This window comes from Chitinophaga sp. 05T412 (genome assembly GCF_056396465.1).
The window spans coordinates 151,201-165,356 of record NZ_JBFTLN010000018.1 but is presented as its reverse complement, the minus strand read 5'-3'; the positions used below and the strand labels follow the sequence as shown (position 1 = coordinate 165,356).

Below are 14,156 nucleotides of genomic sequence, written 5' to 3'. Positions count from 1 at the left end.
TAGTTGATCGGCCGTTTTAAACTGCTTCAGAAAGTCGTCTGATAAAAAATCTTCTGTCTTCATAAAACTATATATGCTTTAAAATTAAAAAATCGAGGTGAAACACCCCGATTTTTAGAATTTACACAGTTTATGAGATAGTGTCTTTTTTTCAACTCCAACAATAGATATATTGCGCTCTTTCACTCATTTATTCACTAATAAAATCCTGATAGGTGGAAGATATTTCTGTAGTATTGAATAAAACGCTCCAAACTGAAAAGGTTTTGTAAGGTATTCATCAGCGCCAGCTTTCATCATTTCTTGCTTCTCCGTTTCAAAGGCATCTCCCGAGATCACTATCACCGGAATATGTTTAAACTCCATACTCGTTTTCAACCTGGATAAAAATTGTTTGCCATTCATTAATGGCATATTTGCATCACAAATAATGAGTGCAGGCTTTTCTTTATTCAGAAAATCAAAAGCGGCTTCTCCTCCATCTACAATTATCGACTCTGCTCCTGTCATTTTAATCGTTACTTTTAGAATGTGTTGTTGTATTGGATCATCATCAATGCATAAAATCCGGTATCCTTTTAATGAACCTTCTTTGAATGGCCGGTCACTTGCAGACAAATCATCTTCACGCCCTGCTATAAGAGGAATAAACAACTTGAAAATTGTACTATCATCAATACATTTCACTGTGATATCACCACCAAGTAGCTGAATAATGTGCTTGGTGATAGGCAAGCCCAGTCCCGTACTCATTAAGGTATCATTACTTGAGGCAAAAGGTTCAAATATTGTTTCTAATCCCTTAGGGCTGATAACACCTAAATTTTTTGTCTGAAAGATAATAGTTTGTTTTTGACGGAGTACTTTTATCTCAACATCGCTTTGCTCTGGCGCATACTTCACAAGATTTGACGACAGATTATTAATAACCTTATACAGTGCTATTTTATCCGTAATGATATAAGGCGGCAATTGCTCATCATAATCCAAATGTATCTTTATGCCTCTGGTACTTGCCACATATCGCTGCATTACCATACAGGTTTCTATTGCTTTCTTAAGATCTATTGTTTCTTCTTTTATATCATCAAACTTTCCTGCCTCAATCTTCGACATGTCTAAAATATTATCTACTATTTTAGTTGCGACAAACGCCGATTCGAATAAATACTCGATCTCTTTCTTTAGCTCTGGATCAGTGATAGTATTTCTTTTCGAGTGCAATAGTTGGGCTATACCAAATATGGAAGAAAGTGGTGTACGCAGTTCGTGTGACGTTTCGCGTAAATAAACTGATTTAGATTCATTTGCTTTGCGCAAATCTGTAATTAATCTTCTAAATTTCTCCGCCACCCATTGCTTTGCGAAATACCAAAAAGTAGCAATAGATAGTAGGCTTCCGGTAAAAACAACAACCCACCTAACGATCATCGCTTTGGGATACTCAATATTAAGCGGAGCAAACCAAAAATAATAGTAGTTAAGCTCAAGGAAGATTAACATCGATAGTACCAACGCTACTGGAAAATACATCAGCTTCTTTCCCCACAATAAACACACAGAAGCACCCACTAAAAAAACTACCAATAGATGTATTTCTGACAATGGGCCCAATATGACGCCATAATAGACCAAAGCTGAGTTCAGGACAATGAAGAAAAGTGAAATGTTTAAATCGAGCCCTATTATTCTTGTTAATGACGGCATTATAAGGAAGAATACTCCTATTGCCAATTCAATATATAGCATAGGCGTGTAGTCCAACACCTTATACACATAGAGGCCAAGTGTTAGCGATAATGCAGCAATCAGATAACAGATCTTCTTAAGTACAGTTTCAATTTGAGAAATACCGAAGGCGTTCATGATCCTTTTTGGGTTATATGAGGACAATAAATATTCACAATGCCATGTGTAGGTTTCATGGCACTGTGAATATAAGCATATAATACTAAAATAAATCCAAAAATGGAGTTATTCAGATGTTATTCATATCTCTTTGACATGAGCCGGTACCAATTGAGCTGCCCTTCCAGCAAAATCATGGTATTCTGCCAATAATTCCTTACAATACTACTATACCGTCCGAATTCCCTGAAATGATGCTCAAAAGCTAATAGTTCTCTATACTCTTTTTCTCTCATTTTGATAGCAAGGGCCAATGCCTCACCAATGCTTATGTTATTTTCTGCCTGCAAAACAAGTACAATATTCATCGCTTCTCCTTCTTTAATTTCCTTTTTATACGAAAAAATATCATTATCATAAATCATTAGACGGGAAGCTAACAGGCGCAATTTCTGAATTCTAGGATTTTCAAACAGCCCCTTTGGAAAAATAGTACCGACCAGTTCCAGCAAATCCATCACCATAAAACCTCCTATCAACCGATCTCTGATTTTGAAATACTCTGCACTTGATGGATACTGCAAGTCTTTCTTATAACTATAAGTATCCATCAATAGTCCCTGGAAATAGTAAATATGCGAATTTACAAATCGTCTCATCCATTCGCTATTAGCAACTCCTTGCAACTCCTCCCGTATGATAGCCAACTCGCTAAAGAGTGTATTTTCATACTGCCCTTCGTCTTCAATACCTTTCAGTATTCTTAATGCCGTTTTGCAAATTGCTTTTAAGTCTTGTTTCTCATATGGACCATAATAATCATCCCAGCAAAATGCCCATAACATCCATCGGGTAATAGGTATCAGCACTTCTATTTCGGCACGAGGAATCACTGCCGCAGTTAGTACTCCATAGTTGGCTCCTTTGGCTTTTTGTTTGAATGTAGGTGGCAGACAATCGTAGCTATCTACCCAATTTCTTGTTATCTCTTCCATGACATCGGAATGCTTACTGACTAAATTGTGGATAGGATAATAAATGCCAGCAAAAGCCTCATTAGAGGGCGAAGCAACATGTTTCATACATAATTGATTTAGGTTACTTAATATATGTTATATGTAAATGAGCTTTCGATTAACTGACAGGTAGGCGTAGTAGGTTCAGGATGATCTACTTAATGGTTACTGGAATAGGCAAATAGAATCGCAAATGAATTAAGAATAATGGAACAAAAACATGCACTTATCGTTGTTTCGTAATGATTTACAGACACATCTATAGTTCAAATGGCATCTCTACATAAATTTAAATTATCATGCTGCAACTTATTGGCAAAATAGCTAAAAGGGACAATTTTTTAAACGGAAAATTTAGTATATCCAGAGGGAAAATAAGGTGTATTTCAAATACAAATTCTGTCTTTGCGGAAGAGGTTAGATCGCCCAGTAACGTATAGATGCCATAAAAATCACTTACCTTAAATCAAAAATCAACAATGCCCTACCTATCAAAGTCACTGCCCGTAGCCTTTGTCATACTCTGCACTTCTTTAACTACCTTCTGTCAAAAGAAAAGAGAACTTTCGCAATTTTCTTATAACGACAAGTACTTTAACCAATTGATTGTCGACCGCATCCCGGATTACGGATTTACTGGCAGAGATGGATGTATAGTTGAACAACAAATAAAACTGGCACTAAAAGATATAGACCAACAAAAAATTGAAGGTTTGGTTAAAGATGCAAAAAGTAATGACGCACTTGTAGGCGCCACTGTAATACTGATAAGAAGGAATGGCCATAAAGAAACATTGGCGACAGACTCACTTGGCAGGTTCCAACTTGATAGATCTTCTCCGGTTAAAGAAATTCAAATTCTGTACATAGGATACCGGAGATTGAAAATAATTGGTAAGAAGTGGGGCAAGGGAATTCCACAGGGGTACTGAAGGTATAAGTAATAAAGTCTCCTGGAAAATACCAGAAGGCTTTATTACTTATACCTTCAAAAATCACATATTATTTTTTGCTTAGGGGAAATCCAAACAAAATCATTGGTAGCAAAAAGAATACGACACTCATAACGACCCAAAACTTCCGCTTCCATTTAGGCAGTTCTTCGAAGTCATGCAACAGCACAAGGATATCCCACTACTTCCCACCCACATACTTCACCGCGGCCTTCGCAAACTTCGCCCATTGATMGCTATAATCACCGGGCACCTGCACCCATTCCTTCATGGCTCTTTTTTTGCCGGATGGGTCAAACAGCGTAGCGCCATCTAAACTCAGCGCTTCTCCGTGTACATCACCAGTCAATTTAAAAACCATTTCATTCTGAAAAAAGCAGATAAATGCTTTTCCATTAACTTTAAAACAAGGCTTCCCGAACATCTGGCTTTGTTCGGCATCTTTAATTTTTTGCCCAATGGAGAGGTACAGTGTTTCTTCGGTAGTCATAACGTTTGTTGTTTTTGAAGCGTGGCTTCTTTGTTAGTGTTTGGGGGTACTTTTTATTAAACTGGTTCCGTATTCGGCCTGTTACATTCTTCAGGGAGTAGCAGACAATCTTAGGTATCGCCAAATATATTAAATCTCCCGACTTCTGCAAATATCTTCTCCCATAAAAAATCATTCCATACATTCGCAGCCATTTTACAGGAAAGAGATGGAGATAACAACTAAAGATATGTCTGCGCATACCACTGTACCAACTACGGATTGTTACCGTGATGTCCGTACCATACCTGTGGCTGATCCTGAACAAACCCTGCACAAAATATTTTCCATAGGAGGTACCACAGGCTGGTACTATGCCAATTGGCTCTGGCAACTACGAGGCTTTATAGATAAGCTTTTCGGCGGACCGGGACTTCGCCGCGGACGCAGGCATCCTCACGATATTCACACCGGCGAAGCGCTGGATGTTTGGCGGGTAGCCTATGCCAGCCGGGAAGAAAAAAGATTATTGTTATATGCAGAAATGAAATTACCCGGCGAGGCGTGGCTGGAATTTTACATTGACGAAAATAATATACTACACCAAACAGCTACCTACGTGGCACATGGACTGGCAGGACATCTATACTGGTACGCCGTGCTACCATTTCATGGCTTTATCTTCAAAGAAATGATAAAAGCACTCGCGGAGAAGTAATAAATCCTATTCTTGCGGATCTACATGTAACGCCAGCAATAGAAAAGCAAACAACAACCATATCTTTGATACCATAAAAAAAATTGATCAGGTTATCTTACCAGCCGTATCACCGCCAGATCATCTGTATGATTAAGTCCATACTGATGCTCCAGCGTTTTCAATTTCATATTCAGCATTTCCTCATTACCTACACCAGTACCATCCTGCAATAAAAAAGCAATGGGATCAATGGATTCATCATTTTCGGGTGCTGCCAGCTTAGTGAATGATTCAATGCCATCAGTAGCAATACTGACATCCCGCAGCGTATCTATAACAATCCGCTGCCGTTGGGCATGATACCAATCCTCAAAATCGGACGATAAATGAAACCCAAGGTAGTCGGGCTTATTATCCTGATCGAAGGAAGTCGTTACGCCGTTAACCGCCACTACGCCATCTCCAATGGCTAATACGATGCCTTTGTCCGCCTCCGTATCGGCCAGCAGAATAATTAAAGTAGTTAACAATTCCTCCCGTTCCAGTTGCAATTGGTTTTTAATTATCTTGATTTCACTAAACAGTTCCTGTAATATTTTCTTAAGATAATTATCAAGTGTATACGCCACCAACTCTTTGGTATAGAATTCCTTGTAGCTAATCGCTTTACAAATCTTTCGCAATAACTTACCGACTATTGTTGCTACCAGGTAACTGTCTGTTCCCATGGTACAGCCATCCATTACGGCACAAACAATTTTATTACTGCCAATAGTATCTGTAAAAAGATAATCCTCACAATGGTTGATGTGATAAGCGCCAATGCGCAGGGTAGTGTATAGGTGCATATTCAAACTGAGAGCAAGGTAATCACTTTCATTGAATGTTAAAAACATCGCCGATTGAAATAGTATCGTTTAAAAAACCGCGTAGGTCATCTCCCCATAAAAAATTAATTTGCATACCTCATTAAAACCAGGCACATGAAAATAGCTATTCTGGATGACTACCAACATATTATCCGGCGTCTCGATTGTTTTGAACTACTGGCATCACAGGAAGTAACCGTTCTGCATCATACCGAAAAGGATACTGCATTACTGGCAGCACAACTAAAAGATGCGCAGGTGCTGGTATTAACCAGAGAAAGAACAAAAATAAACGACGCATTATTAGCTTTACTTCCCAACCTGAAACTCATCAGTCAAACAGGAAAAATAGCCGCACACCTTGATTTGGCAGCCTGTACCCAACATAAAGTTGCCGTAGCAGAAGGGATCGGTTCTCCTATAGCTCCTGCAGAACTCACGTGGATACTGATCATGAATACCCTCCGACAAATTCCTGCCGCCATAGCAGGCATGAAAAACGGGCAATGGCAAGTGAATATCGGGACTACCGTTCATGGCAAAACGATCGGCATTTGGGGATATGGAAAAATCGGTAAAATGATAGCCGGATATGCAAAAGCTTTTGGCGCTAAAGTACTGGTATGGGGAAGTGATAGTTCCAGAGAGCAGGCGGTACAGGACGGCTTTGAAAAAGCAGCAACGAAGGAACACTTCTTCCAAAACTCAGATGTGATATCTCTCCATCTCCGGCTAAACAGCAGCACCAACGGCATTGTAAAAGCGACCGACCTCAGTTTGATGAAACCTACCGCAGTACTCATTAATACGTCCCGTGCGGAACTCGTCGAAAAAGGAGCGCTGATGGCTTGTCTTAAAAACGGCAGGCCCGGATTTGCCGGCATAGATGTATACGAGGAAGAACCTATATATGATACCCAATCCGAATGGTTACAAATGCCCAATGTAGTATGTACCCCACACCTGGGCTATGTGGAAAAAGACAGTTACGAATTGTACTTCGGAAAAGCATTTGAAAATGTAATGAGCTTTGTAAATGGCCATCCCATTAATATTGCCAACCCGGAAGTTTTATAAAACGAAATAAAAAAGGTTGCCACTTGTGGTGGCAACCTTGGCAAAAATCTTAAAGCGCGGGGTCCGGCGGTGTATTCGGATTATCGTTTCTCTCTACAAAAGGATAAGGGAAATAATTTCTTTTCCGTTCTGCCTGCGGTCTTCCAAACCGGCGACAATCTTCCAGTTCCTGTCCTCCCATAAACAACTCTATCCGGCGATGCTTATAAATTAAATTCAGCAAATCAGTTTCCGTAGCTGCGGCAACCGGAGGTAACTGCGCACCCACTCCAAAAGCATCTGCTGAAGCCGATTTGGTCACTACTTTATTCAACTCGACCAGACCGGCAGGCACGTTATGCTGACGGGCATAGCATTCTGCTTTTATCAATGTCATTTCTCCGGGCAGATAAATGGGAACGGCCGTGATGTTAGTCTTGAAAAACCCATTGATAAGGTAACGTGGAGCCTGATTTACAATATAAAATGGCACCCGCTGATCGGCTGCGTCTGGCTGAAGCCCTGCTGGTAATCCCATCGTTAGATCCACTACGGTGTAAATATTATTCGTAGCAGTTACCAGGGTAAAGATGGGGTTAGTGATCTGTTGATTAAAAGCTAAGGTAGATCTCACACTCAGGTCAACATTATTGGCAGCATCTAATGCAGCAGTATAATCGCCTGCGCATAGTGCGTACCTCGCTTTCAAAGCATATAGGGTGTTAATGATGTTTACAGTGCTGGGGACATTTACACCAAAGCGGCTGCTGATAGGCGTTGCTTTAATGGTATTGATAGCATTGTCCAGTGTACTTACTGCCAGCGCATATCCTTGTTTGCCGGGGATAAAGCTTACATCCGCAGTAGCTGTATCCGGCTTACCGGTATTGGCCGGCACCTGCTCCCAAAAATTTCCCTGTATGCCAATCGCCAGCGCTTTGAAAATAGAAGCGTAGCCAATAATACCACTGGCAAAAGCTTTGTCAGTCACAACTGTATTGGTTCTGCGTAGTATACTGTCAGCCTCATACCGGATCTTATTCGTTACTGCCCACATTTGGGTGACTACTGCATTGGTATTTAAAATACTGCTGCCTCCTGCATCTATCTGCGCCTCATCCGTGTTACCCGGATTGGTCACAAACGTTTCTTTAGTCAGCAAGCTACCAGAAGCCACCGTGGTATATAACAATCCCACGCGGTCTTTCGCATACCATGCCTGCAAGCCTACTGCTGCATTCGCGAGTGTAACAGGAGAACTATATGCCTGATCTGAAGAAGGACCTGAAGGATCGGCGTAGTCCTTTTTACAGGCCGTTACCACAGAAAATATCAGGACGATTAATAAGCTATATGGAATATATCGTTTCATAATGGATCGTATTTGATGGGTTTAGAATTTTGCGCGCACAGCGAAATTGAAGCTTCTTGGAATAGGTACTGCGCCAAAGTCGATGCCACGCAGCACGGTACTTTGTCCTGCGGCATTTATTTCCGGATCATAGCCTTTGTAGTGGTCCCATGAAATCAGGTTGCGTCCACCCAGGCTCAGTGACAAATCACTTAAACCCTTTATTTTACCGAAGTCATAAGTGAAAGATACCTCACGCAATTTTACAAAAGAGCCATTATCTATGCGCCATTCCTGTATGTTGTAGTTGCCAGCAATGAAACCACGGGGTAATAAACCTTTGTCTTCCTGCTCTGCTATTTTACCATTGTCTACCCCTTGTCTTGTTCTGAAATCCGCGTTAAACACATCCACGCCCTGTACTGCATCTAACTGAATATGTAATCCCAGTTTCTTATACTGCAAATCGCTCGTCAGCGTAGCGGTGTACTTTGGATTAGGATCTCCTATTTTCTTATTTAATACCGTCGCTCCAGTGGCTGGTGGCAATCCGGTGGCCGGGTCACGTGCAACCGTATACGTTAGTGGTGTTACCTGAGTACCCTTTTCCGTTACCGGTATACCAGCAGGTGTTTTCAGAATATTGCCGTTGTTGTCGCGGGCAAAGAAAGTACCATAGAAAAAGCCGATAGGCTCTCCGTTAGCAATTCCGATGGGCGCACCACCTACTGTATTGTACAAAATCAGCGACTGCCCGATATCTACCGCTTTGTTTTTATTGCGATTGTAAATAGCTGTCAGGTTCCAGTTGAAATCTTTTGTTTTTACCGGCGTAAGGTTCAATACTACTTCTACACCTGAATTCTGGAGGGTACCGATATTGTCGAGGTAGAAAGAATAACCATTAGTAGGCGCAATAGCACGACTAATCAACAAATCTTCCACCCGTTTTTTATAGTAGTTAACGGATAAGGATATACGATTATTTAAGAATGCCATATCCGTTCCTATTTCCAGTTCCTTTTGCTTCTCTGGCTTCACATTCGGATTGGTGTACGTGGAAGGCGACTGAAACGAAGAAGCGCCAATAAACGCGGTGGCATTATAGGTATTATAGCGGCCATAAGCGGGGATACCGGTCAGATTACCTGACTCTCCGTAAGCAGCGCGGAACTTCAGCAAATCCCACCATTTGGCAAGACCGGAATTCGCCCAGTAGTCAGTACCTGATAACACATAGCTACCGCTTAATTTAGTGTATAGCTGATTTCTTTCATCTACACCAAACACAGAAGATCCATCCATCCGAAGTGCACCGGTAACGAATAACTGGTTACGATATTTAAAATTCTGCTGAATATATTCTCCGGAAACAGATAACTCGGTACGCTGATCCGCGCCAGGGATAATAGTGGTAGCCCTGTCGGATGTTTGTACAAATGGCGGCAATCCTCTGCCTTGCTCCAGCGTGTAATGCATGCGCTGATACTGTACCGAATAACCTACCTGTGTAACAGAAGTCAGCTTATCATTAATATCCCAGTTATAGGTAGCATTCAGGTCATGGTTAATCATAAAGGAGTTGTTATTTCCTGCGCTGGCATAACCATTCTGTGTGGGATCAAGTGAGGCCCCGCCACCGTAAAATCCGGGGCTTACGAAATAGGCAAAGGCAGGCATAAACGTAGTACCTTCCTGGCTGTAGTTATCGATACCCATGCGATAATCTACTGTCAGATTTTTAATAGGCCGGAGCTTAAAACCTGCACCGGCAATCACTCTGCCTACATGTTCTTGTTGCTTAAAATCTTCTATTACAGATACGGGATTTACCCTTCCGCGTTCACCCACCTTCTGGAGTTGTCCCAGGGCATTACGTTGCTGAATGTCATAGTAGTTACCGATGATGGTAACGGCATTCATGGGAGAATAGAACGTATTACCATCGGGCTTTTCATCAGACTTACTATATACATAGTTTACACTGGCATTAAAGCTGATCCAGCTGGCCAACTCCTGGTCCAGGTTCAAACGAAAGCTATAGCGACTGAAATCTGTATTTCTGATAATGCCCTGGTTATACAAGTAACTGGCAGAGGCATAATATTTTGTTTTGTCTTTACCACCGGCTACAGAAATATTATTGTCGGTTCCCACACCCGTGCGGAAAATGTAATCCTGGTAGTCGTACCGTTTTACTGGGGTGGTACTCACCACTGCCGGCGTCAGAATATTTTGGGTGGAGTCATTAGGTGATCCACCGAATTTAGTAGGCGCCTCATTGACGTCTAACTTTTTCCGAAGCTGATTCATAGAAAGTGTGGTAGAGAAATTCACTACCGGCGCACCGGTACTTCCTCGTTTAGTGAAGATCTGTACTACACCGGCGTTGGCACGGGAGCCATAAATGGCCGCAGCGGCGGCGCCATTCAGTACTTCTATTCTTTCGATATCAGCAGGATTGATATCCGACATCCGGTTTTGTCCAACATTACCTACAAAGTTGTCGCCATTGGAGCCGGTGCCATAGTTAGGATCGGAGTTGGTAACGCGGGTGGTGGAGTTATCAATAATCACCCCATCCACAATATACAGGGGTTCTGTAGATCCTGATATAGTACTGATACCACGTAGTTTTACAGAGATGCCACCCGAAGGGTCTCCTGAGTTTTGTGTAATCTGTGCGCCGGCAGTTTTACCTTGCAGGGCTGCCAACACGTTACCAGTACCGCCTTTGCTCAGTTCATCCGCTTTCACTGTGCTGATGTAGTTACCTAACTGACGCCGGGTAGTACCTTCAGAGGTACCGGTTACTACTATTTCATCCAGCTTGGAAACACTGGTGGTTAATTGTATATTTTGTGTGTAGCTGCCACTGGCATCATTCACGACCAATACACTTTCTTTTGGTGCAAAACCAATCCCGGAATAGGCCAGGGTGTAATTGCCCTTTTGAACATTGGCAGTAAAGGAATAGCGGCCATCCGGGTCTGTTTGCGCGCCTTGTTTGGTATTTTTAATGATCACGGTAATACCTGGCAGAGGTGTGTTCTGTTCATCCGTCACCCGACCGGAAATCTTCACCTGCGCCATGGCAGTAAACACAAATAGATTCAGAAGTAACCATAGCAAAACGGGTCGTCCTTTTGCTATTGTAGTTGACAAAAATAAGTGCATAAAAAAGGTTTGATGAGATGTTTGTTTGGTTGATTACAGGTACTGGGTTCATAAATAGGACTATCCATGCTATTGATTTTTAGCCGATCTGGCGTTCATAAGGTGCTGATGGATTGAGTATACAATGGGTAACAAAACAGTTAGACAAAAGTTGTAATAAATAGTTGCGCTGTTTGTTTTTAAGTGAGTAATGGTTGAAAAAATTATTGCAACACGGCTTCCAGTGTTGAAAAATGATATCCCTTCTTTTTTAGCATCGTAATAAGCGAGGGAAGTTTGTTGTAAAATTTATCAGTGCGCCGTGGATCGGTGCCTATATGCATTAGTAATAAAAATCCGTTTAAACCGCCGGGATGGCTCGTTTCATATTGCAGCACCCGGTCGTAAATGGTGGCGGAAGACTGGTATTGTTTCCCCATTTCCGGATAGGTGTAATCCGCATTCGACCCTGTTCCCGGCGTAAAATTCACCAGGCGTACACTGGCTGTGGCAGCCCATTGCGTAATGCTGTCGTTATACCATTCATAAGCAGGTAAAAACCAGGGAGCTGTTTTTCGGGAGATACCCACCGCCGACATGCTGTTGTAATTGGCAGTCAGATCGCCGAGGAATTGTGATTTGGTCACCAAAAGGCTGTCGCGTTGTTGCCAGTCGCAATACAACAAATGCTGATCGCCATGCGGCCCCAGATAATGCCCATCAGCTTTTAACTGTTGTATCAATGCCTGTTTTGCCGGGTCCCGATAAAATTTCCCGGTGAAGAAAAACGAGGCAGGTACTTGCTGTTGCCGCAGTGTAGCCCGTATCATAGCACCTCCGTCTGCAAATTCATCTCCGGTAAAAATAAGTGCCAGCTGCTTACGACTACTATCTCCACGGATAATACCACCATGGTCATATTGCCGTTTCCTGGCGCCCTCCTGTGCTTTGGCCGCCAGCAGGTATACCAGTGAGGCGGTGCCGTCCATGGTGGGTTCATTGGTGCTATAATCGCCATCATCATCGTGGTACACGGCTAAGTTGCTCTGGAATGCGGCGTATTCATCCGGCTTTGATAAACGTATGCCGATAAGATTTTTGTAGATGTTGGTATACACCGGTCCATCTACCAAACCACCGTCTACCCGGTAGTGTCCAATAACCGAGAAGGCGGAATGTGGATCTTCGGGCGTATCTCCGTTTGCGGGCAAACCATATACCATACTGGTGCCCCATGGATTGCACCCAAATAGCCAGTCGAGGTTGGCTTGCTCCAACGCTTCATAAGCGTTGCTGCCCGTAAGTTGCCGGTACCAATAGCACTGGATGGCAAATGCGGCAGTAAGATTATTACTGCACCAGATAAAAGGTACACCTCGATAAAACGCATTCTGTTGCGCCTTATGCCATACTTTTTCGATACCTGTTTTATAGTAACCGATTAGTTGCTGTTTCTCCGCGCCCCTGATTTGTGTTGCCAGTGCATAATGTCCGAGGTTGATGAACGGATACCATTGGTAATGATTGGCGGTATCTGCTCCCAGCCAGGGTGTTACTTTTTCCTGTTGTGCATTTTGCCAGGCGGCTTGCTGGTAGCGTGGTTCACGTGTAACCTGATATAAGGTAGCTGCTGCCAGCTCCATGTCATCTGTCCAGTTGTCTTCCGCGTAAATGTAAGGCGACAGCGTAGAGGCAGTTTGACAAACACCCGGCTGCGCCAATCCCATTTGATACGCAGAAAAAGCGCGTTGTTTTAACAATTGCGCATAGGCGGTATCCGTTAGTTGAAATAAACGATAACCTAGTGCAAAAGCGCTGGAGAACTTACCGGCAGTAGAAGCTACGCCAGTGCTTTTATTTTTATACTTCCCTAATCCCTGTGGTTGTCCGGTGCAAAAGTAAACCGGCCGTTCAAAGCCCTTACCATAAAAATTATCTTCTCCCGGCAGGCGCATGCCATGGTGATCACGATCGTCCGCGATTTGGTTAAACATGATTTTGCTATCCGGGTGCATTTTCAGGAGCCAGTCGAGCCCCCAGCGGGCTTCATCCAATACATCTTTTACGTGGTTGGCGCCAGGCAATCCGTTGGCCGCATATTGATCACCAAATACGCCCGGGAAGTCGCGATAAGCCACCAGTAAATGAAAGGTAGCATTGGCGGACGTAGTAACATATTGCAGGTAGTCGCTGGCATCATGCCAGCCACCGGCAACATCCACATGGGTGCTGTCCGGCATGGGGCCGTACATGGTGTATCCGTCGTGTGTATGACAAGAGTCTTTTAAAAAAGGATTGAAGCCGCTTCTTTGTTGCCGCATATAACGCAGTAAAAAATCCGGCGTACCTGCGTAAACGTTATCGTCTATACGAAAAACAGGGGAAACGGTTGTTCCCGTTTTCAGGTAATACGTTCCCGTCTCTTTAAATGTACTGAAATTCAAACGGCAGGTTTGCTGAAAAGGCCCATAGGCGCCAAATGCAGCGCTGGCGGTGCCAGTGTATACTACCTGCCCGGTGGTAGCTGACATCAGCTGAAAGGTACGTGGCGCCCCACTTTCTTTAGCTCCCCATACTGCTACTTTAACACCTCCGGGAAGGTATCCCAGCTGATTAATGCGTATCCATGCAGCAGGAGACTGTGCCTTGGCCGGAGAAGCCGGCAGCAGAAAATAAAACAGATGTAATACTACTAAGCATGTATTTCTCATCGTGCCGGTGCTGGTTGAAAATCCTTT

General features: G+C 42.9%; 10 protein-coding genes. 3 read left to right on the top strand and 7 right to left on the bottom strand.

The window, feature by feature from the left end:
- Positions 1-186: 186 nt before the first annotated feature.
- On the bottom strand, positions 187-1,866 hold the full coding sequence (locus AC1DFM_RS30450) for a hybrid sensor histidine kinase/response regulator (protein ID WP_477080561.1): 1,680 nt from the start codon (positions 1,864-1,866) through the stop codon (positions 187-189).
- A gap of 119 nt (positions 1,867-1,985) precedes the next feature.
- Positions 1,986-2,930, bottom strand: coding sequence for a terpene synthase family protein (locus tag AC1DFM_RS30445; RefSeq protein WP_477080560.1), 945 nt, complete (start codon positions 2,928-2,930; stop codon positions 1,986-1,988).
- Positions 2,931-3,343: 413 nt separating this feature from the next.
- Between AC1DFM_RS30445 and AC1DFM_RS30440 the strand changes: the two genes are divergently transcribed.
- Positions 3,344-3,796 (top strand): peptidase associated/transthyretin-like domain-containing protein, encoded by a 453-nt coding sequence (locus AC1DFM_RS30440; RefSeq protein ID WP_477080559.1) that lies wholly within the window; start codon positions 3,344-3,346, stop codon positions 3,794-3,796.
- Positions 3,797-3,998: 202 nt separating this feature from the next.
- Here the strand turns inward: AC1DFM_RS30440 and AC1DFM_RS30435 are convergent, their stop codons facing one another.
- On the bottom strand, positions 3,999-4,307 hold the full coding sequence (locus AC1DFM_RS30435; protein ID WP_477080558.1) for a hypothetical protein: 309 nt from the start codon (positions 4,305-4,307) through the stop codon (positions 3,999-4,001).
- Between the two features lie 208 nt (positions 4,308-4,515).
- Here AC1DFM_RS30435 and AC1DFM_RS30430 point away from each other — a divergent pair, with 208 nt between their 5' ends.
- Positions 4,516-5,004: a DUF2867 domain-containing protein gene (locus AC1DFM_RS30430; RefSeq protein ID WP_477080557.1), complete on the top strand. Its 489-nt coding sequence runs from the start codon at positions 4,516-4,518 to the stop codon at positions 5,002-5,004.
- Positions 5,005-5,096: 92 nt separating this feature from the next.
- Here the strand turns inward: AC1DFM_RS30430 and AC1DFM_RS30425 are convergent, their stop codons facing one another.
- On the bottom strand, positions 5,097-5,882 hold the full coding sequence (locus AC1DFM_RS30425; RefSeq protein ID WP_477080556.1) for a protein phosphatase 2C domain-containing protein: 786 nt from the start codon (positions 5,880-5,882) through the stop codon (positions 5,097-5,099).
- 87 nt (positions 5,883-5,969) lie between these two features.
- Here AC1DFM_RS30425 and AC1DFM_RS30420 point away from each other — a divergent pair, with 87 nt between their 5' ends.
- On the top strand, positions 5,970-6,932 hold the full coding sequence (locus AC1DFM_RS30420) for a D-2-hydroxyacid dehydrogenase family protein (RefSeq protein WP_477080555.1): 963 nt from the start codon (positions 5,970-5,972) through the stop codon (positions 6,930-6,932).
- A gap of 49 nt (positions 6,933-6,981) precedes the next feature.
- On the opposite strand, the gene AC1DFM_RS30415 is transcribed toward AC1DFM_RS30420, so the two are convergent.
- From AC1DFM_RS30415 to AC1DFM_RS30405, 3 genes are all read right to left on the bottom strand, one after another.
- On the bottom strand, positions 6,982-8,283 hold the full coding sequence (locus AC1DFM_RS30415; RefSeq protein WP_477080554.1) for a RagB/SusD family nutrient uptake outer membrane protein: 1,302 nt from the start codon (positions 8,281-8,283) through the stop codon (positions 6,982-6,984).
- 21 nt (positions 8,284-8,304) lie between these two features.
- Complete coding sequence (locus AC1DFM_RS30410; RefSeq protein WP_477080553.1) at positions 8,305-11,394, bottom strand: SusC/RagA family TonB-linked outer membrane protein; 3,090 nt, start codon at positions 11,392-11,394, stop codon at positions 8,305-8,307.
- Between the two features lie 248 nt (positions 11,395-11,642).
- Positions 11,643-14,129, bottom strand: a complete 2,487-nt coding sequence (locus AC1DFM_RS30405) for a glycoside hydrolase family 9 protein (protein ID WP_477080552.1) — start codon at positions 14,127-14,129, stop codon at positions 11,643-11,645.
- Positions 14,130-14,156: the final 27 nt, after the last annotated feature.